The organism is Wolbachia endosymbiont (group B) of Apotomis betuletana, from assembly GCF_947250475.1.
In the GTDB taxonomy this organism is placed as follows: Bacteria; Pseudomonadota; Alphaproteobacteria; order Rickettsiales; family Anaplasmataceae; genus Wolbachia.
In genome coordinates this window covers 118,238-137,519 of record NZ_OX366320.1, presented here as the reverse complement: position 1 = coordinate 137,519, position 19,282 = coordinate 118,238, and the positions used below count along the sequence as shown (strand labels likewise).

General features: G+C 33.4%; 21 protein-coding genes. 13 read left to right on the top strand and 8 right to left on the bottom strand.

Going from position 1 to position 19,282, the window contains the following annotated elements:
- Nucleotides 1-144: 144 nt before the first annotated feature.
- The 3 genes from OOK82_RS00635 (at nt 145) to lepA (ending at nt 4,495) form a co-directional block, all read left to right on the top strand.
- Complete coding sequence (locus OOK82_RS00635; RefSeq protein WP_264704274.1) at nt 145-1,521, top strand: malonyl-CoA decarboxylase; 1,377 nt, start codon at nt 145-147, stop codon at nt 1,519-1,521.
- Nucleotides 1,522-1,798: 277 nt separating this feature from the next.
- A complete protein-coding gene (locus tag OOK82_RS00630) occupies nt 1,799-2,617 on the top strand; it encodes a hypothetical protein (protein WP_264687178.1) in 819 nt (272 codons plus the stop codon).
- A gap of 81 nt (nt 2,618-2,698) precedes the next feature.
- Entirely contained in the window at nt 2,699-4,495 is a 1,797-nt protein-coding gene (lepA, locus tag OOK82_RS00625; protein WP_264687177.1) for a translation elongation factor 4, read from the top strand.
- A gap of 239 nt (nt 4,496-4,734) precedes the next feature.
- Here lepA and OOK82_RS00620 read toward each other — a convergent pair whose 3' ends face one another.
- Nucleotides 4,735-5,607: a hypothetical protein gene (locus OOK82_RS00620; RefSeq protein ID WP_007301937.1), complete on the bottom strand. Its 873-nt coding sequence runs from the start codon at nt 5,605-5,607 to the stop codon at nt 4,735-4,737.
- A gap of 95 nt (nt 5,608-5,702) precedes the next feature.
- The gene (locus OOK82_RS00615) at nt 5,703-6,074 is read right to left on the bottom strand and encodes a glutaredoxin (RefSeq protein ID WP_006015443.1); all 372 of its coding nucleotides are present in this window, start codon (nt 6,072-6,074) and stop codon (nt 5,703-5,705) included.
- A 68-nt stretch (nt 6,075-6,142) separates the two neighbouring features.
- On the opposite strand from OOK82_RS00615, the gene ribF reads away from it, so the two are divergent.
- Genes ribF through OOK82_RS00595 form a run of 4 tightly spaced genes read left to right on the top strand, consistent with a single transcriptional unit; the run spans nt 6,143 to nt 10,190 of the window.
- Nucleotides 6,143-7,075 (top strand): riboflavin biosynthesis protein RibF, encoded by a 933-nt coding sequence (gene ribF / locus OOK82_RS00610; protein WP_264704273.1) that lies wholly within the window; start codon nt 6,143-6,145, stop codon nt 7,073-7,075.
- Complete coding sequence (lspA, locus tag OOK82_RS00605; RefSeq protein WP_007301940.1) at nt 7,072-7,548, top strand: signal peptidase II; 477 nt, start codon at nt 7,072-7,074, stop codon at nt 7,546-7,548. Before ribF ends, lspA begins: the two co-directional genes overlap by 4 nt.
- Nucleotides 7,549-7,552: 4 nt before the next feature.
- Entirely contained in the window at nt 7,553-8,881 is a 1,329-nt protein-coding gene (locus OOK82_RS00600; protein WP_264687259.1) for a M16 family metallopeptidase, read from the top strand.
- On the top strand, nt 8,868-10,190 hold the full coding sequence (locus tag OOK82_RS00595; RefSeq protein ID WP_264704272.1) for a M16 family metallopeptidase: 1,323 nt from the start codon (nt 8,868-8,870) through the stop codon (nt 10,188-10,190). The genes OOK82_RS00600 and OOK82_RS00595 overlap by 14 nt, the downstream gene beginning before the upstream one ends.
- Here OOK82_RS00595 and purN read toward each other — a convergent pair.
- Nucleotides 10,184-10,750 (bottom strand): phosphoribosylglycinamide formyltransferase, encoded by a 567-nt coding sequence (gene purN / locus OOK82_RS00590; RefSeq protein ID WP_264686556.1) that lies wholly within the window; start codon nt 10,748-10,750, stop codon nt 10,184-10,186. The two genes, OOK82_RS00595 and purN, sit on opposite strands and share 7 nt — an antisense overlap.
- A 266-nt stretch (nt 10,751-11,016) precedes the next feature.
- Between purN and OOK82_RS00585 the strand changes: the two genes are divergently transcribed.
- On the top strand, nt 11,017-11,433 hold the full coding sequence (locus OOK82_RS00585) for a hypothetical protein (protein WP_007301944.1): 417 nt from the start codon (nt 11,017-11,019) through the stop codon (nt 11,431-11,433).
- Here the strand turns inward: OOK82_RS00585 and OOK82_RS00580 are convergent.
- A complete protein-coding gene (locus OOK82_RS00580) occupies nt 11,426-11,947 on the bottom strand; it encodes a Na+/H+ antiporter subunit E (RefSeq protein ID WP_006015458.1) in 522 nt (173 codons plus the stop codon). The two genes, OOK82_RS00585 and OOK82_RS00580, sit on opposite strands and share 8 nt — an antisense overlap.
- A 103-nt stretch (nt 11,948-12,050) precedes the next feature.
- On the opposite strand from OOK82_RS00580, the gene OOK82_RS00575 reads away from it, so the two are divergent.
- From OOK82_RS00575 to lgt, 5 genes are all read left to right on the top strand, one after another.
- The gene (locus tag OOK82_RS00575; RefSeq protein ID WP_264704271.1) at nt 12,051-12,413 is read left to right on the top strand and encodes an ankyrin repeat domain-containing protein; all 363 of its coding nucleotides are present in this window, start codon (nt 12,051-12,053) and stop codon (nt 12,411-12,413) included.
- Nucleotides 12,414-12,431: 18 nt separating this feature from the next.
- Nucleotides 12,432-12,626 (top strand): ankyrin repeat domain-containing protein, encoded by a 195-nt coding sequence (locus OOK82_RS00570; protein WP_264686558.1) that lies wholly within the window; start codon nt 12,432-12,434, stop codon nt 12,624-12,626.
- On the top strand, nt 12,607-12,966 hold the full coding sequence (locus OOK82_RS00565) for an ankyrin repeat domain-containing protein (protein WP_264686559.1): 360 nt from the start codon (nt 12,607-12,609) through the stop codon (nt 12,964-12,966). The genes OOK82_RS00570 and OOK82_RS00565 overlap by 20 nt, the downstream gene beginning before the upstream one ends.
- A gap of 88 nt (nt 12,967-13,054) precedes the next feature.
- The gene (smpB, locus tag OOK82_RS00560) at nt 13,055-13,504 is read left to right on the top strand and encodes an SsrA-binding protein SmpB (RefSeq protein ID WP_007301946.1); all 450 of its coding nucleotides are present in this window, start codon (nt 13,055-13,057) and stop codon (nt 13,502-13,504) included.
- A 6-nt stretch (nt 13,505-13,510) separates the two neighbouring features.
- On the top strand, nt 13,511-14,302 hold the full coding sequence (lgt, locus tag OOK82_RS00555) for a prolipoprotein diacylglyceryl transferase (protein ID WP_010402205.1): 792 nt from the start codon (nt 13,511-13,513) through the stop codon (nt 14,300-14,302).
- A 214-nt stretch (nt 14,303-14,516) separates the two neighbouring features.
- Here the strand turns inward: lgt and OOK82_RS00550 are convergent, their stop codons facing one another.
- From OOK82_RS00550 to OOK82_RS00535, 4 genes are all read right to left on the bottom strand, one after another.
- Nucleotides 14,517-15,059: a hypothetical protein gene (locus OOK82_RS00550; protein WP_064085547.1), complete on the bottom strand. Its 543-nt coding sequence runs from the start codon at nt 15,057-15,059 to the stop codon at nt 14,517-14,519.
- Between the two features lie 84 nt (nt 15,060-15,143).
- Nucleotides 15,144-15,671 (bottom strand): phospholipase D family nuclease, encoded by a 528-nt coding sequence (locus OOK82_RS00545; protein ID WP_007301949.1) that lies wholly within the window; start codon nt 15,669-15,671, stop codon nt 15,144-15,146.
- Between the two features lie 40 nt (nt 15,672-15,711).
- Nucleotides 15,712-17,199, bottom strand: a complete 1,488-nt coding sequence (locus OOK82_RS00540) for a UbiD family decarboxylase (protein WP_264686560.1) — start codon at nt 17,197-17,199, stop codon at nt 15,712-15,714.
- A gap of 47 nt (nt 17,200-17,246) precedes the next feature.
- Nucleotides 17,247-19,130: a DUF3857 domain-containing protein gene (locus tag OOK82_RS00535; RefSeq protein ID WP_264686561.1), complete on the bottom strand. Its 1,884-nt coding sequence runs from the start codon at nt 19,128-19,130 to the stop codon at nt 17,247-17,249.
- Between the last annotated feature and the right edge of the window lie 152 nt (nt 19,131-19,282).

The following is a 19,282-nucleotide window of genomic DNA, read 5'->3' as shown; positions in this document are numbered from 1 at the left end:
AGAAGAATAATAAAATTAAAAATCTAACTCTCTTTACGAAAATTTTAAATAGATTATAAAATAGTTGTACCATGAAAGTATATGCCTTCTTTGTAGACTAAGATTTTTCTTTAAATTAAGATAGATACATAGTAAAAGGAATTTATGACAAAAGAATCATTAGCAAAAACTGATATAGTGAAAGTTGAAGATCAGAAAGCACCAAAGAGCTTTTTTAAGATACTAGGTGAAGTAGCAAACGCTGTAAGATCATGGGTTGGCAATATTAACCCTGATTTAAGTAGTAGTCGCGATGTCGATAGTTTAGTCTTGAAGATGAACGAATGCTTAAACCCAAAGGGGGGTGAAGTCTCAGCACGTAAGAACACCGTATCTCTTGGTAATTTGTACTTGAGTTTATCAGAGGCAGGTCAAATAAAATTTTTACAAACCCTGGCAGAAAAGTTCAATCCGGATAAAACGAAAATAGATGAAGAAATAAAAGTATATAAGAAAAATCAAGATTCTGAGTCGAGCTATAAGTTTGAACAAGACTTAATAAAAGTCCTTGAATCACCACGCTCTAAAATATTGAAGCAGTTTATCTCCTTACCAGAAGGTCTTAAGTTTATTGTTGATATGCGCTCTGATGTGCTTAAGCTAAAGAACCAATATGAAAATCTAAACCCACTAGAAAATGAATTAAAAAATATACTCTGTACTTTGGTTGATGTTGATCTACTTGATCTTCATCAAATCACCTGGGATTCACCTGCATCATTGTTGGAAAAACTTATAAAATATGAAGCTGTACATAAAATTTCTTCTTGGGGTGACCTAAAAAATAGGCTAGATTCTGATCGTCTCTGTTTTGCTTTCTTTCATTACAAAATACCAAACGAACCTCTAATTTTTGTAGAGGTTGCATTGATGAATGAGATTTCAGATAGTATTCAACACCTTTTGGATGAGTCAGTGCCCTCAAGTGACCCAAGCAGTGCAAGTACTGCTATATTCTATTCAATATCAAACACTCAAACTGGTTTATCTGGAATTAGCCTCGGTAACTTTTTAATAAAGAGAGTCGTAGAAAAACTATCGCAAGAATTTAAAAGCGTAAAAGTGTATGCAACTCTTTCTCCAGTTCCTGGATTTACAAAATGGCTAAAAAATCAAGACGTAGCTTTATTAGGTAAGCTTAATATAAAACAATCAGGTACAGAAATTTTAGAAAGCATAAAAACTAACATTGAATGCGAAAAACAGTCCCTACTGAAACTTTGTGCACATTATTTGCTAAAGGTTAAAAGCAGTGGTGGGGGTGCTTATGATCCAGTAGCACACTTTCATTTAAGCAATGGTGCATCAATCAAACAAATCAACTGGATGGCTGATACTTCTGAAAAAGGCATTAGTCAGTCAGCCGGGATAATGGTGAATTATTTGTATGAATTGCCTAAAATAGGTAACAATCATGAGAATTATATGATTAATAAAGTGATTTCTCATTCAAAAAAAGTGTCAGCTATGTTAAAGGAATAATAGGAAGTGCGCAAGCATATAGAAAGTGCTAACATTCCCTAATGTTTATGTATATAATATTGAATAGTTTTATGAGGTAAAATGTATTAGTAGTGAGATATTAAAAAAAATAAAACAAAAAATACAAGATAGAGTAACACGTAAAGAACTGTACAGTGTCTTTACATATTCTGAAGAAATAAAGTCATTTAATGATTATGTTAGTAGTATTAAACGTGATGGAATAAACTCAGAGAAATCAAGTCTATTGAAAGATATTTATGAAGGCCTTAATTCTATGTTTACTAACATTGCTATCGACTGGGATAGCAATCGAGGTAGCCTAAGTAGTGAAAAAATTAATATACATTATCAAAACTTAGGGTCTATCTTAGAGATGGTAATCATAATTGAAGGATTGAAGACAGGATTGGGCCAAGCATACGTGATACTCGGCATTGATGAATCCACGTTAATTTGTGATATCGAATCACTTCAGAAAAAAATGGAAGAAAAGCTAAAAGGAATGCAACAACAAAATGAAGCAAGGCAAGAAGAATTAGAAAAGAAAATTGAAGAAAAGTTTAGAAAGTATATAGAAAACGGCACTATTGATGCAGTATCAATTGAAAAATATGATAATTGTAGTTTGTGTGATGCAGTAATCAATCTAAAAGACAACAGTAAAAGCATAAATATTGAGATAAGCGAGTTTTTAAATAATGATTTTCGTAAAAAAAACAATATTCATGAAATTCGTATTTTAAATGGCGATCAAGAAGAAGTTGTCTGTGGCTTTGTAGATAAAAATGGAGTGAGGTGTTATAATTTAGGTACTGCAGCTCAATATGGAATAAAGTTTAATTGGTATATAGATGAAAGGGAATTTATCATTATATTAAGTGCTAATAGCGATGGCACTATTAAAATAGCAAGTGATAAGCCAGATGATAAAGATTTAGAAGAAAATAAAGATGTAAGAATTAAAGTTGGTAATGATTACCTAAGCCTTGCTGATGCAGTAAAAACATGCAAGCAGGAAAAGAATGAGGAAAGTAGCAAACTGAGTCAACCATCAACTACTGAATACTTCCGACCAGTACAGACGCCAGCTTAATGTTTTCAGCAAAAAGGAAGATAAGTAATTGCTCTTGTAATACTTAAAATGTAAAATAGATCTACTTAAATAAGTAGATCTATGAACAATATAAGAAATTTTGCAATAATAGCACATATAGATCATGGTAAGTCAACTCTTGCTGATCGTTTGATAGAAGAATGTAACGGTCTTGAGACAAGGGAAATGACCAATCAGGTACTTGACTCAATGGATATAGAGCGTGAACGCGGAATCACAATCAAAGCACAAACGGTAAGACTCAATTACACTGCAAATAATGGTAATAAATATTGCCTCAACCTCATGGACACACCAGGTCATGTTGACTTTTCATATGAAGTCAGCCGAAGCTTAGCCGCATGTGAAGGCTCACTTTTGGTAGTAGATAGCAGCCAAGGAGTTGAAGCTCAGACTCTGGCAAATGTCTACAAGGCAATTGACAATAATCATGAGATAATAGTTGTGCTTAATAAAGTCGATCTTCCTGCTGCAGATCCAGAAAGGATAAAGCTTCAGATTGAAGAGGTAATCGGAATTGATGCAACTGAGTCAATTTTGATATCGGCAAAAACTGGTCTTGGGATAAAGGATGTACTTGAAGCTATAGTGACAAAACTTCCCGCTCCTCAAGGTGATACAAATGCTCCACTGCAAGCAATTTTAGTTGATAGTTGGTATGATCCTTACCTAGGAGTAGTAATTTTAGTGCGAGTTAAAAATGGAGTACTAAAAAAAGGCATGAGAATCGTTATGATGTCTAATAATGCTACATATCAGGTCGATAATATCGGTATTTTCACTCCTAAAAAAGTTATGACTGGTGAACTTTCAGCAGGTGAAGTTGGTTTTATAACTGCTTCAATGAAAGAAGTAGCTGACTGCAAAGTAGGAGACACTATTACTGAAGAGAAAAGGCCGTGCAGCAAGGCATTACCTGGCTTTAAAGAAGTACATCCTGTAGTATTTTGCAGTATTTTTCCCAATAACACAGATGATTTTAAATATTTAAGGGAAGCACTAGAAAAATTACATTTAAATGATGCTAGTTTTACATTTGATGCTGAAACGTCAAATGCCCTAGGTTATGGATTTCGTTGCGGTTTCTTAGGAATGCTACATCTTGAAGTCATTCAAGAAAGACTCGAAAGAGAATTTGATTTAGATCTAACAGCAACTGCACCGAGTGTTATATATAAAGTTGCAACACAAAATGGTAAAGTTTTAAATATCCATAACCCAAGCGATATGCCAGACCCTACAAAAATTGAAATAGTGGAAGAACCGTGGATCACTGCAACTATAATGGTACCTGATCAATATTTAGGAGAGATTCTATCTCTGTGTGAAGAGAGGAGAGGAGAACAGCAGGATTTATCTTATGTTGGTAATACGACAACAGCACTACTGAAGTATAAATTACCGCTGTCTGAGGTTGTTTTTGATTTTTACGATAGACTAAAATCAATTTCCAAGGGATATGCAAGTTTAGATTGGGAAATATCCGATTATCAGGAAAGTCAGATAGATAAATTAAGTTTTTTAGTTAATGGAGAACCTGTGGATGCGTTAGCCTGCATTGTTCATAAAAGCAGGGCAGAAAAAAGAGGCCGTGAAATATGTGCACGTTTGAAAGACTTGATACCACGCCAGCAATATAAAATCGCGATTCAAGCGGCAGTAGGCGGAAAAATTATTGCTAGAGAAACGATTAACCCGTATAGAAAAGATGTAACAGCCAAGCTCTATGGTGGAGACGTCACACGAAGGATGAAGCTGCTTGAAAAGCAGAAGAAAGGTAAGAAAAGATTGCATTCTGTAGGAAACATAAACATCCCACAAAATGCTTTTATTGAGGCTTTGAAAATAAATGATTAATATATATCCAAAAACATAAATTTAAAGAACTAAGTGATATTTTCTCAATAAATTTACTGACATTGATATGGGTAAATTTGAAATAGCTATGTGAATTTGTAAAACACTATATAAGATACCATACAACGAAATCATCCCAGTGTTAAACGCTGGGATGACAGAGAGCAGCTCAATTGCTCCACTCAATCAGTAAAAATCAGATATATGTAGACATTGGCTAAAACCATTCCAACAACATTTTAGTGAAACTTAACAAGCTTATCTATAGTTTTAGTGATGATTCTTGGAGTATTTGGAGAGACTTCTGAGCCCAGTCTATTTAACCGCTCTATAGCAAACCCGCTGTTCTCATTTATTATGAAATCACATAAAATATTTTCTATATCTTTAATAACACTTTCATGCTTTCTCAGAGGATGGTTATTCGGATATCTATGAATGGTTTTGATGCTAGAATACTCAACGAAAGCTTGATCTTTAAAAGCAAGTTGTCTCAATTTCTCTTTGAATTTTTCTTCTTCATCTCTTGCTAAAAGGCAAGACTTTATCAGTGATTTTATAATCGAGTTTATAGCCTGATGTATTTCAGAATGCACTATAACTTTGATGATATTTTCTTCCACTATGCAATCATAAGTGCTTTTTTCGCTCTTTAATGACTCTATAAGCATTTTGCTATTTTGCGAATTCAATTCCAGATTCTCTTCACTTATAGGAGTCATTATAAAGGTATTCTTATTTACCCTGATGTAAAATTGTGGCAACCCTTTAGAACAGGCAAATGCTACATCCTTAGACTCAAGTGCGTGATTGTATGAAGAAGAAAGGGTGCTTGCTATAACGCTACTTGGTACTTTCATTCCATGATTACTTAGGTGATTTAACACATTCTCAACATCATGATATGTAAAACCTGTATCTTTTATCAATTCAACAACTTCTATGCAATTGTGTTGTTTATACTCTATTGTCACTTCTTCTGTAAAAAGAGTTTTAGCTGCTATATGCTTATCAAGCACTGTGAAAATCTTGATGAAACTCTCTAAATCTTGTTTGTTAATTAATTCAATACTAATTAAGTTTTTGCTAACAATTATAATATTTTTTATCATTTTTTCCCACTAAAAAAACTCACTAGATGAATTGTATTTTTAATTCATTAAAAATTGTTTAAAGTGGGTATGCCAGCAACAGTAAGACAAAAAAATCACATAAAATCTTCATTATGTATTATATTACATCCCTCGTGTTCATCACTGCCGCTTGTGTAAGCTGTTGCATTAATGCTATCTTCATTGTTATTTAACATATTATCCAACTTTCCTTCTTTTTCAAGATCCATCAATTTGTCACATCCAGCAATATGATGTACATAATCACCATTTTCATCAGTAATAAAAATTTGTGGAACTGTCCTGACGTTATATTTTGATTTTATACCGTCAAACAAATCCGAGTTTCTAAGTACATCAATTTCTTCGTATTTCACACCTTTTTCATCCAATAACTCTTTTGCTTTCTTGCAGAATGGGCAGTACTTCTTCACATATATTACAACTTTTCCTTTAGTGTTTTTCACGATTTATCTCCATAGTTTATAAAATACAACTATTATATATAAAAAATATATATAAAATATCAAATTGTATGAAAATTATTTACAACTGTGAGCAAGGGATAAAAGATAATGTGGCACTAACTTTCGGAAATTTCGATGGCGTTCATTTAGGACATAAGTTTGCAATTTCCAATCTAAAGAATGTAGCACAAGAAAGAGGATTACCCTCTGCAGTTTTAACTTTTGAGCCTCACCCATCAACTGTTTTATTTAGTAGGAACAATTTTAGGTTAATAGATCAAGAACAAAAAAAGGAACTAATCAGCAGCTATGGTATAGATTACTTGTATATTATTAATTTTAGTAGAGGTTTTTCTGAGGTTAGCTGCGATGACTTTATTGGTAAGATTTTGGTAAAGAAGTATGGTGCTAAACATATAACTGTTGGAGAAAGTTGTACTTTTGGTCACAAACGATTGGGTAACATATTAACTCTAGAAAAATATTCTCAGATGTATGAATATTCTTTAACTAAATTAGAGCCATTGATAATCGATAGAAAAATTTGCTCTTCTTCCTCAATCAGGGAGTGTTTACAAAAAGGAGAAATAGAAATTGCTAATAAATTGCTTGGTAGGTCTTATCAAGTTTCTGGTATTGTAACAAAAGGTGCATGTAGAGGTAGAGAAATAGGGTTTCCAACCATAAACATTCCGATAGAAGATTACATGATAAAACCTAAGTTTGGTACATATTACGCCAAAGTTGCATTTTCTGAAAATAGTTCAAGTTGGCTATATGGAGTAGTCAACATTGGTATGAGACCTACATTTAAGGACTTAAAAAAACCTATAGTAGAAATGCATATATTTGACTTCAACGAAAATGTATACAATTTTAAGGTTGATATACAATTTTTAAAATTTATTAGGGCAGAAAAAAAATTCCATAGTATTAACGAGTTAACAAAACAGATAGATCGTGATATAATGAAGGCTTACCAGTTAAAGATAAATTTATGAAAAGGATATGTTTAGTTATTATATTGATTATAGTATCATTCGATCAAACAAGTAAATTGTATATAAACTCTTTGATTGATGAGGGGGAGTCAATCGAGATTACTAGTTTTATGAAATTAGTTGAAGTTTGGAATTCAGGAATTAGCTTTGGAATGTGTAGTACTCTGCCGCATGGCAGCTTCTTTTTTTCAGCATGTTCAATATTAATAATTGGTATACTTGCATACTTGATATATAAATCTAATGATAAGTCAATTTACCTTAGTTTTTCTCTGATGATTGGTGGAGCGATCGGAAATGTAATTGATAGAATCTATTGGGGAGCTGTATATGACTTCATATATTTTCATATCAATGATTGGTATTGGCCAGCCTTTAATTTAGCAGATCTATCTATAGTTTGTGGAATGTGTACATTGTTATATAAGTGGTATATATATGATAGGTCTATCTCTAAGCAAAATGAGGAATGAAATAATGCTTCGCAAATTCTTTAGTTTTTTTATACTATCTGTGTTTTTTTTCATTTGTCCGATTTCTTTGGAAGCTGAAATCATAAAGCATGCTAAGCTCAGTAACGGATTGGATGTTTATGTAGTACCTAATCACCGAATTCCAGCTGTTTTTCATGCAATAATATATAAAGTTGGGGGAATGGATGACCCAATTGGCAAAGCAGGCTTGGCTCACTACTTTGAACACTTAATGTTTGAAACTACAGGAAAATTTAAAGACATAGAATCCACTTTGGGCAGCATTGGGGCCCAATTTAATGCTTTTACCACTAAAGAATACACCTGCTACTACGAATTAGTTCTCAAAAAAGATTTACCACTAGCAATGGAAATTGAAGCAGATAGAATGGGCAATTTTGATGTTACTCAAGACAAAATAGATAGAGAAAAAAATATCGTATTAGAAGAAAGAAAGATGAGATTTGATAATAATCCTGAAGCTTTACTATGGGAGGAAATGAACAGTGCATTTTATCGTAATGGCTATGGTAGGTCTGTTATTGGTTGGGAGAGCGATATTAAAACTTACAATCAAGATGACATAACAAGGTTTCATGATAACTATTATCATCCAGGTAATGCTATACTGCTCGTTGTTGGTGATGTAGAATTTGAAGAAGTAGCGGGATTAGCAAAGGAAAAATATGGTGCAATTAAAGCTGAGCCTGTAGTTAAGCATTATCCGAACCAAGATTCAATACATAATGCAGATATATCGGTAATTTTAGAAAGCACTGAAGTAAAAGAGCCAGTTTTATACTTTCGCTATAGTGTTCCTTTATTTGAGCAAATAAGTGAAACTTTTCCTGTTGATTTGGCAGTTGATGTTTTGGGGAATGGCAAGTCTAGTAAGCTATATAAAGATTTAGTTCTAGATAAGAATGTAGCAGTAGAAGTGTTTGCTTATTATAATAGCTTAGCTTTTAGTAATGGTTACATTGAGATTCGGGTAACTCCAAAAAGCGGGGTGAATTTGGATGCTGTTGCAAGAGAGTTAGAAAATTCTATTAATCACTTTAACTCTGAAGGAATAACAAGTGAAGAGTTGCAAAGTACAAAGTCTAAATACAAAGCAGCACAGCTTGATAATCTATCTGATTTAACTAATATAGCAATGTTTTATATACCACGTCTAGCACTAGGTATTCCACTTGATGAAATAGACATTTCATATAGCAAAATTAATGATGTCAATCTAGAGGATGTAAATAATAAAGTTCACACTATCTTTTCTACTAATAAATTAGTTGGTCGTTTGCTACCAAAAGGAGGTAATAATGAAGATAAGTAAATATGTATTTCTATTTTTTTTCTGTCTAGGCTTTAATTTGCAAGCAAGCAGTCACTTAAATATAGAGGAGGTTACTACTAATAAAGGATTTAAGTTTTTATTTGTTGAAAACCATGATCTACCAAAAGTTTCACTTAATATATCATTCAAAGATGCAGGTTGTGTGTATGAAAGTGCAGAAAAGCAGGGGCTTGCTTGGTTTACTTCTCTTGTAATTCAAGAAGGAGCAGGAAAAAATGATGCCAAAGATTTTGCGAAAAAGCTTGAGGATAAAGGAATTAGTTTAAATTTTACTGCTGGTTTAGAAGCATTTAGGGTTTCATTAAACACTTTATCTGAGAATCTAGAGGATGCAATTTCACTACTGAGTGATGCTATAATGCGCCCTAAAGTTGATCCTGAGGGGTTAAATAGAGTATTCGAAAAAGTCAAAGTAAACTTTAATAATTTTGAAAAAGACCCTTATTTTATTGCTGCAAAAGAGTTAGATACATTGTTGTTCAAAAAACATCCTTACTCAAGAGATCCATATGGAACTCTAGACACTATAATGAACATTACTAGAGACGATGTTTTAACATACATAAAGCGTAGTTTTACTAAGGATAATATCGTTATTAGTATTGTTGGTTGTGCAACAAAAGAAGAAGTTAGTACGCTGCTCGATAAATATTTATCTAAGTTACCATCAAAAAGATCGAAAGTTAGGAAGGTATCTGTAAAAAATGAATTTGGGCCTGCAGAAAGTAAGAGCGTTTTTATGGATATACCACAGAGTGTAATACTTTTTGCTCAAAAAGGCATAGCATATGAAGACCCTAATTACTATAATGCTAGTGTTTTGATTAATGCGCTTGGTGGTATGAGTCTAAACTCAATACTGATGAAAGAGTTGAGACAAAATCTAGGTATTACTTATGGTGTTAGTGCACGTAATGTTCCTAATAAGCATGGAAATATTATATCTGGATTTATGAGTACTGATAGTTCCACTGCTAACAAAGCTATATCAGCAGTAAAAGATACATTTAGCAGAATAAAAGAGGAAGGAATTGACGAACAATTATTCAAGGATGCAAAAACCAGTTTAGTAAATAACCTTATCTTCTCTTTTCTATCCAATAATGCGAATACAGCAACGTTACTGGATAGTATGCAGATAGATGATCGTGATATTAACCATATAAATAATTATGCAAATATCATTAATGATGTTCAATTGGAAAAAGTAAACAAGCTGGCAAGTTCTTTACTGAATCCTGAAAATTTATTTTTTGTTGAAGTTGGAAGAAACGCTCAAGGTCAATAGTTAATACCTTCTACTATTGATCTTACTGCTTTTACATAACACTTATGCTCTTCAGCTAGAATGCGCTCTGAGAGACTGTGAACATCATCATTTGGTAACACTGGAACAGTAGCTTGAGCGATTATGGCTCCAGCATCAATTTCAGGAGTAACATAATGCACAGTACATCCTGTAATTTTTACACCCGCTTTCAGAGCTTGCTCCTGAGCATTTAGGCCCTTAAATGACGGAAGTAAAGAGGGATGAATATTTATAACTTTGTTATGCCATTTATTCAGGAAATTGGCCTTTATAATTCTCATAAACCCTGCAAGGCAAATTAAATCAACCTTATGTTGAACAAGTATTTCATGAATTTTATCAGTATCAAGTGGCTTATCTTCAACAACAAACGCTGAAACTCCTTCTTGCTTTGCTATTTTAAGGCCTCCAGCTTCACTATTATTTGTGATAACACACACAGTTTCAGCAGGGAAATTCTGATCTTGACATGCTTCTATTAAAGCCTGCATGTTTGATCCTCTACCTGAAATTAGTATTCCGAGTTTTATCTTTTTCATTTTAGTGCAGCCGTAAGAATGGATATTAATAAAATAGCTCAAAAGGAAAGTTTATTTTAGAATAAATACTATTGTGTAGCAATATTTTACACTGCTGGATAACATGGAATTAAAGAAATCATTCAGTTTGAAGTAACTTTAACATTTAATTTTAGGAATATTATATAATTTATGGTAAATAAATGCATATTTTTATGGCTGCGTTATTATTTATTTAACAAAGTATTAGTATAATTTACTACACTGAATTAAATGGAGAAAATTCAATGAATAAATTACCAAGCAATGCAAAAACAAGCAAGTCTCAGGTTACTCAGTGGGAGGTAATAAAAAATTGTGAATATTCTGATAATTGTTTATCAAAAGTAGTAACTTTATACGTCATTAAAATGGCAGAATTATCAGATATTTATACGAGTAATGAACCTGAAATTAATACTATACTTACAAGAATAAGCATAACAAGTGAAAATGCATTTTTAAATAAGGTTGTTGATATTGAAATTATGGAGGGCATTTTTCCGTACAAATTCAACAGCAAGAAGAAAAATAACATATCAAGGCTAGAAGATTTGTACAATTATTTATGTTCTACTGTTATTGATAGCCTTCCAAAAGAAATGCTTGAAAGCCTAAGAAGAGAATACAGAGACGCTGTTAACTTATTTAAAGCAATTACTTAACTAGGTGTAGCATTTTTAAGACTTTACCTTCTATTTCAGAAATGCCACTTTCAAGATCTTTATCTATCAAACATATGGTAGATAAATATGTTTTCTGCTTCTTTTCAACATTGATAGTTAAAGTTCCAGGAGTAATCGTAACCGAGTTAGCAAATAATGCAATGGTCTTATCATTATGTCCTATGCATTCTCTTACAATAACAATTGGCTCAACTGTAGATTTGAATCGTAGCACCTTTTTTGTTACATAAATACTTGAAAAAATAATTTGGTAAATTAGCCAAGGTATATAACTTATAAGCTGATAAAGTGACAGCCTACCACTATCATTTAGAATTTGACTAAGGGCACTTTCAGCATCAATTAACCTTTTAAAGATAATCAATGTGAACACAGAAGAAAATACTCCACAGAGAATAAAAAAAGGCTCAAAATAACCAGACAATGTAATCCATAGAGAAGACAAAATCACAAATGATAGAGAAAAAAACTTAATATTTTGCCTGACTTTCATGATTTGGAGTATAACTTAAATGATTTTTTAGGAAAATAAAAAGTTCTTGATTTTTGTGTCAAAGAACATAATAACCAAGTTATTTTAATAAGTAGTGGAGATTATGACGCTTGATGATTTTCTAAAAATGCTTGAAGAAATAAATGATACTTCAGGTTTAAGCAAGAACAACATAGTTGAACGAATAAAAATAAAATTAGAAAGAATTGATTTACGGAGGTGGGAAGATAGTGGATTTAATATCAATCATATATTCACTACACATAGTGATCTAGATCCTGTAGAAACTACATTGTTGCATTTTGCTGCTAAGAGTGGCTATGAGAACATAGTAATAGCTCTAATTGAATATGGAGCATATGTTGATGCATGGGACAGCGATGGATGCACTCCTTTACATTTTGCTTCTGAATGGAACCACAAAGGCATATTAGATATTTTAATTGAAAGTGGAGCAAATGTTTAATGCGTGGGACAATGATGTATGTATACACCTTTACATCTTGCTGCCGAAGGTGGGAATGAAAGTGTAGTAAGAGCTCTAATTGCATGTGGAGCAGATGTTAACGCGCAGAACAATGATGGACACACTCCTCTACATTTTGCTACTAAGAGTGGCTATGAGAACATAGTAATAGCTCTAATTGAACACGGAGCATATGTTCGATGCGTGGGATAATTATAGAAGCACTCCCTTGCATTTTGCTGCTGAAAGTGATAATGAAAACATAGTAAGAACTCTGATTGAACATGGAGCATGTGTTAATGTGTGGGATAGTTGTGGACGCACTCCTTTGCATTTTGCTAGCGATCATGAAAGTATAAGAGATATTTTAATTGAAAGTGGGGCATATGTTAGTAAACAGAACAATAATAGATATGCTCCTTTACACTTTGCTATTGAATGGGGCTGCAAAGATGTGATAAGTTCTTTGTCAGGTAATGCTAGTCCTAGGGCTGAAATGGCAGTAGGAAGAGTGGAACAAATTACACTTGCAGGAAGATTGGAGCTTTTTTAACCAAACTTGCATTTACTGAGATAATTGTTTTGTTATGAATTAAACCAAAAGTTCTGTAATATATTGAAGCTTAAAGATATCTTTAGATATGGAAGTTATTGCAGAAAATAGAAAAGCAAGGTTTGAATACTTTATCTTAGAAGAATTTGAAGCAGGTATGATCCTCTTAAGTAGTGAAGTGAAATCACTAAGGGAAAGAAAAGCAAACATTTCTGATGCTTACGTTACTGAAAAAAAAGGTGAAATATGGCTAAACAATATGCATATCGCAGAGTATAAAGCTGCAAACCAAAAGAATCACAAGCCAAAAAGAGAACGAAAATTGCTTTTGCATAAAAAAGAGATAAATAAGCTAATTGGTCAAATCAAAACCTCTGGAATAACTGTTGTGCCACTTTCTATCTATTTTAATGATAAAGGGTTGGCAAAAACTAAAATTGCCATTGTGAAAGGAAAAAAACTCTATGATAAGAGAGCAACCATAAAGCAGAGAGAGTGGGAACGTGAGAAAAGTAGATTGTCTAAGAATAATTTGTAGTAAAATATGTCTTTAAGTCCAGTTATTTTTAGCATCGGTCCTGTTTCTATATATTGGTACTCTTTAGCATATGTTTTGGGTATAGTTTTTGCATATTGGTATTTACATAAGCTAGACAATCAAAAAATATTTACTAAGAATTTTTACGATTCGTTATTAACAGCCGTTATTATAGGCATTATCCTTGGAGGTAGGCTTGGGTACGTATTGATATATGATCCAGTTCTCTATATAAGCAATCCTATCGAAATACTAAAGACCTGGGAAGGAGGTATGTCATTTCATGGAGGTGCTATAGGAGTTTTGCTTGCAGTAATAATCTCCTGTAGAAGACATAACATTCCTATATTTTACACACTGGATCTAATTTCTTGTGGAGTTCCGATAGGTTTACTTCTAGGCCGCATAGGTAATTTTATAAATGGAGAGTTATTTGGCAGGGTTACAAATATGCCGTGGGGTATGGTATTTCCAGAAAATGGTGATAATTTATTGCGCCATCCAAGCCAACTTTATGAGGCATTTTTTGAAGGAGCGCTACTTTTTGTAGTTGCAAATTCACTGTTTTTCTTGACTAGAGTGAAACTGTATTACGGTGCAACAACTGGTATTGCAGTTATGTGGTATGGAATAGCACGTTTTGTGGTTGAATTTTTCCGCGAGCCAGACTATCAAATTGGCTATTTATGGTTCAATTTAACTATGGGACAATTTCTTTCTATACCTATGATTTTGCTGGGAATGCTTATATATTTAGGTGCGTTGAGCTTAAGATTTAATACGAAATCTGTTCAATAGAGAAAAGGTAAGTTTAATCGAAAAATATAGTGGAAGTTTATTTATTCCATACTATGTACAATTATGTGAATTTTTTGTCTTGCAGAGAATAAATGTAAGACCAGCAAACCTTCGTTGTATAGCTATAAGAAAAACTTAGTAGCTACTGACCAAATTCATTACTAAGTAGATATTCATTTTCCACCAGAATGTTCCTGATTGAGAAGCTACTTTATTAAAACATATTTTTAAATTTTTGCCAAAAACCTGGTTGATTATCATTAACCTTTGTAAAGGCTATGTTTAAACTGTATCTCAGATCATTTGGCATATCATATCTAATATTCAGTATTGAAACTTCGTTTTTATTATGAACAGAAACATCGTCATATGATAACTTTGTCGTGTAGCACTTTATATGCTTTTGCTTATCATATACTATATCACCTGATTCCCCTTCTAGTTCTACAAATTTAGTTTTTTTCTGACATTCTTTTATTTTTATTAGATCCTTGTCTAGTGATATTGAAACCGGTAGTGTATTACCAGCATACTCTTTAGCTAAAAGCTCACTTTGAGGATACATTTTTATTTCCCTTCCAAAATGTGAGTCTATAAAATTATTGCTCCAAAATTTGTCTCCAGAATGTACATATTCGTCAGTAGCATACGGTACACCACCATAATTGCATTGAACTTTGTAATCTCCAACACCATTATTTTGAAAAAAATCATGAATGGCAGCGTAACTATCAGCAGCATCATTTATGTAATCCATTACCTACCCCTTAAAACCTTTTAATTTATTATATCACAAGAAATTAAATCTATCAATAAAAAGACTTTTTTTGATATCAAGTATCTAGGGAGCATATTGATAGGATTGTGACATTCGTATTTCCCAGTTCTTCACATACTGCTGGACTAATTCAGGATAATTTTCAATAATTAATAAATTTTCAGCGTTTCCCTTTTCAGCTGTCTTACTGAGGTTAAACGATCCTGTGATGACTTTTTGATTATCAACAATTATTACCTTATTATGAGCAATTTTTGGCTTATTATCGATCCAAATCGGTATTCCATTTGAAAACAATTCGCTTATGACACTATATTTTGAATGGAGTTGTGATTTATCTAAGACGACTTTAACATCAACACCACGCTCTTTGGCGTTAATCAAAGATTTTGCAACTGTTCCAAGAGTAAATGTATATTCTTGAACTAAGATAGATTCTTTAGATTGGTCTATCTCGCTGATTATCGGTACAGCACAGTCTTCTTCAGGTGAGAAGCAAACTGTTGCTTTTGGGCAAGGCGAGAATGTAGGACCCACATAGTAATACAGAGAAAAACATGCCGACAAAAATAAAAGATATAAAAGCCTCACAAACCACACCTAAATACACGGCGGTAGTCTACATCATATCTCAATCATCTGTCAACCCATATTCCTCCCACTTCTCTGTAACTTTCTTTATTATTTCCTCGCTCATTTCAATTTTTCTTCCCCATTCTCGTTTGGTTTCAGGTGGAAGTTTGTTTGTTGCATCAAACCCTATTTTACCTCCGAGACCGCTTTCAGGGGAAGCAAAATCTAAATAATCAATTGGGGCATTCTCTATCGTAATTGTATCACGCACAGGGTCCATTCTTGTTGACATTGCCCACATTACCTCTTTCCAATCACGTATATTTATATCATAATCAACAACTATAATAAATTTGGTGTATAAGAACTGTTTGAGAAAAGCGAGTATGCCCATAATAATTCTTTTTGCATGCCCTGGATAAGCCTTTTTTATCGACACTACCGCTATTCTATATGAACAACCTTCTGGAGGCAGATAAAAATCTACTATCTCCGGAAACTGATTGGTGAGAATCGGCACAAAAATTTCGTTGAGTGCTTCACCAAGAATTGATGGTTCATCTGGTGGCTTGCCAGTGAAAGTGCTGAGATAAATTGGATCTTTGCGCATTGTAATTGCAGTAATGTTAAACTCAGGAAACTGTTCAACAGCATTATAGTAACCGGTATGGTCTCCGTATGGCCCTTCATCTCTATACTTATCTAAACTTACATATCCTTCCAGAACGATCTCAGCATGAGCTGGAACCTGAAGAGGAATAGTTTTACAATTTACAAGCTCAAGTGGTTTTTTTCGCAGCAGCCCGGCAAATTGGTATTCTGATAAAGTCTCCGGCACCGGAGTTACTGCAGCAATAATCGTTGCAGGATCGCTACCAATCACAGCAGCCGCAGGAAACTTCATATTTTGCCCCCTCTCCTTCCACCGTTTATGGTGACCTGCACCACCACGATGTGCAAGCCAGCGCATGAGAGTCGTTTTTTTATTCACAACCTGCATACGATATATTCCAAGATTGAAATTATCTTGCTTGTCTGCTGTTGGTCCTTTTGTTACCACAAGTGGCCAAGTGATAAGCGGTGCAGGCTCGTTTGGCCAGCATGTCTGAATAGGTAGCAAACTAAGATCCACCTTATCCCCAGTTAGCACCAGCTCTTGACATGGGGCTTTGCTCACAACTTTGCTCCGCATCGACAATACAACTTTTAGTAGAGGAAACATTTTCACAGCATCTTTTAAGGTTTTTGGCGGCTCAGGTGATCGCAAAAATGCTAGAAGTTTACCCAGATCCCTTAATTCATCAGAATTTATACCAAGTCCGAATGCAATTCTCTCAATAGTACCAAATAAATTCACTAAAACGGGAATTGAATTTTTGCCATTTTCTGTGACAACATTTTCAAAGATGATAGCTGGTCCCTTGTTTGACAAAACCCTACGATGAATTTCTGTCATTTCAAGAATAGTTGAAACTTCTTTTTTAATTCTAATTAGATCTTTTTTTTCTTCTAATGCTCTGATGAAGTCGCGTAAGTTATTGTACATATTTTAAAAATTTTAAGCCTTTTAAGAAGTGCTTTTCCCAGCACAACTCATTCACTTATTATTATAGAGGCTCTAGAAAAATTATTCTCCAATTCGCTTTTTAAGTTTTTATATTCAGCAGTCTTTAACTCTTCATTGGTAATAAAACTTTTCTTTATGGTTATTAAATTGCTAAATTCGGTTCCATCATTTTGATATTTACACGACCTATTTACATATAACCAAGGAGAATTTATTTCAAAATTCAAATTTTCACAATTTTTAATTTTGATATCTTTTATTATCATATGGCTTTCCTTAGTTTTAGGAACACCAATAAAAAGGTCTGACACTTGGTCAGAAGCTGTATTGACAACATCATTAAGCCAATTATCTCCTAAATTCAAAGCCGGCCCTAGATTTGTCTTGAAAATCTTATTTTTTTGCTGGAACTCATATTTAATTGTCAGATCCTCTACATTACGCAAGGTAAGGTCAGGCAATTCTAAGAACTTCTTTTCTTCTTCATCAAGATATACTCCACTAATCATACGAAAAACAGAATCTCTTAATTGCTCATCTGAATAATATAATCCAACACCTGTTAAGCCTAAGGCTGCTTCCCCTTGCACGGTAAGCTGGCCATATTCATTTACAACATTATCTTCTATAGTTAATTCACTATGGGATATCACTTTTGAATTTTCACCTTGTACAGCAGGAATCTTTATGTAATCTGCTTCCTCAGAATCCAGTACTAGAGCACTCCTATCAGCAATGTCTGGAAAAATACCCTGTGCCATACTGACGGTATTAGTTGGATCGATCCAATATATTTTCCCACCTCTATTTGTTACTTTGAGCATCACATGATTAAAATTACCCATATTAGGTAATGCTTCAGGATTAGAAGTGCTAGTAGTTCCTCTCATAACTAAAATAGGTTGAACTTTATAACCAAGTTTTTGCAGAATAGCAGCCGTGCTAGCAGAAAAGTCTTTGCAATCCCCGACTTGAGAATCAGCAATTTTCTCTAAATCTCGTGGAAAATATTTTCCTGAGACTGTGCGCCAATCTCCCATATATTGAACTTTTTCATTCAATAAAGAAGTGACTGCATTAATTTTCTCCTCATCAGTATTTTTATTGGCAGCAGATTCTGCTATAGCTATAAAAGTTGCAGGAAGTGGCTGATTAATGACGCTATGATATCCAGGAGCTAATTTTTTAGCTAAATCATCCCATTTAGATAGGCTCGACAATGATACCCAAGTGTTGTGTTTTGTATTCAATATTCCATTATGTGGCTCATTTATTGTGTTTTCATAAACTGCTTTCTTTAAGGTAATGTTTATATAATGTACACCATCCTTTTTTTCCTCAGCAATCTCTAATACGCTTCTTGGATCATTAACTTTAATCTCTAGAGGCAATTCAGAATTGATTTTAGTATTTTCTGCTTGTAAATAATCCCCATAATACGAAAAGCTCAAGCCATAAAAATTATCAACGGGAACCTTTTTGTTAACTTGCTTATATCTTAAATATACTTCCGTACCAATTTCTATTTTAGGGAATGAGATGGTTACTTGCCTTAACTGATCGAAACCTTTGCTAGGGCTAGCCAGCGGTTTATCCTCCATCATGTCTTCAGTTACTATATATTCTTCTCCGTTGTAAGTTGTTTTAGCCTCTAAAACAGTAAAATCTGCACTATCATCATTGTAAACAAGACTGTATAGAGAGAACCTATCACGTCCGGATTCCTTGAGTATTTTTGCTTGTAGTTCTACTTCCGTTTCGTAGGTACCATCTCTATTAACATTAATGTTAACATTAGAAAACTTAACCTCAACAGAAGCATCTTCGTACTTGCTCCACCTTGCTTCAGCTATAGTAGACATGAAAAATACTAGTAATGCTAAGTTAAAGATAGTTTTTAGAAATTTCATTACGTCACCACATTTACTGAAAAATTATTTTACTAGACTTGTACAATTCCACCTACAATACAAACAGCCAACTGATTAGGGAAGAAGCTTATTTTCTAGAATGGCTATTTCTTTCTCTCTACCAATTATTGGTTCGCTCATATAATTCACCG

Excerpts from the sequence above, each read along its gene's own strand:
- OOK82_RS00585 (WP_007301944.1), top strand. The coding sequence starts at position 11,017 with ATGAATAAATTACCAAGCAATGCAAAAACAAGCAAGTCTCAGGTTACT.
- OOK82_RS00550 (WP_064085547.1), bottom strand. The coding sequence starts at position 15,059 with ATGGATTACATAAATGATGCTGCTGATAGTTACGCTGCCATTCATGAT.
- ribF (WP_264704273.1), top strand. The coding sequence starts at position 6,143 with ATGAAAATTATTTACAACTGTGAGCAAGGGATAAAAGATAATGTGGCA.
- lepA (WP_264687177.1), top strand. The coding sequence starts at position 2,699 with ATGAACAATATAAGAAATTTTGCAATAATAGCACATATAGATCATGGT.
- OOK82_RS00630 (WP_264687178.1), top strand. The coding sequence starts at position 1,799 with ATGTTTACTAACATTGCTATCGACTGGGATAGCAATCGAGGTAGCCTA.
- OOK82_RS00565 (WP_264686559.1), top strand. The coding sequence starts at position 12,607 with ATGTTCGATGCGTGGGATAATTATAGAAGCACTCCCTTGCATTTTGCT.
- OOK82_RS00580 (WP_006015458.1), bottom strand. The coding sequence starts at position 11,947 with ATGAAAGTCAGGCAAAATATTAAGTTTTTTTCTCTATCATTTGTGATT.
- OOK82_RS00535 (WP_264686561.1), bottom strand. The coding sequence starts at position 19,130 with ATGAAATTTCTAAAAACTATCTTTAACTTAGCATTACTAGTATTTTTC.
- OOK82_RS00635 (WP_264704274.1), top strand. The coding sequence starts at position 145 with ATGACAAAAGAATCATTAGCAAAAACTGATATAGTGAAAGTTGAAGAT.
- lgt (WP_010402205.1), top strand. The coding sequence starts at position 13,511 with ATGTCTTTAAGTCCAGTTATTTTTAGCATCGGTCCTGTTTCTATATAT.
- OOK82_RS00620 (WP_007301937.1), bottom strand. The coding sequence starts at position 5,607 with ATGATAAAAAATATTATAATTGTTAGCAAAAACTTAATTAGTATTGAA.
- smpB (WP_007301946.1), top strand. The coding sequence starts at position 13,055 with ATGGAAGTTATTGCAGAAAATAGAAAAGCAAGGTTTGAATACTTTATC.
- OOK82_RS00595 (WP_264704272.1), top strand. The coding sequence starts at position 8,868 with ATGAAGATAAGTAAATATGTATTTCTATTTTTTTTCTGTCTAGGCTTT.
- OOK82_RS00570 (WP_264686558.1), top strand. The coding sequence starts at position 12,432 with ATGTATACACCTTTACATCTTGCTGCCGAAGGTGGGAATGAAAGTGTA.
- purN (WP_264686556.1), bottom strand. The coding sequence starts at position 10,750 with ATGAAAAAGATAAAACTCGGAATACTAATTTCAGGTAGAGGATCAAAC.
- lspA (WP_007301940.1), top strand. The coding sequence starts at position 7,072 with ATGAAAAGGATATGTTTAGTTATTATATTGATTATAGTATCATTCGAT.
- OOK82_RS00575 (WP_264704271.1), top strand. The coding sequence starts at position 12,051 with ATGACGCTTGATGATTTTCTAAAAATGCTTGAAGAAATAAATGATACT.
- OOK82_RS00600 (WP_264687259.1), top strand. The coding sequence starts at position 7,553 with ATGCTTCGCAAATTCTTTAGTTTTTTTATACTATCTGTGTTTTTTTTC.
- OOK82_RS00540 (WP_264686560.1), bottom strand. The coding sequence starts at position 17,199 with ATGTACAATAACTTACGCGACTTCATCAGAGCATTAGAAGAAAAAAAA.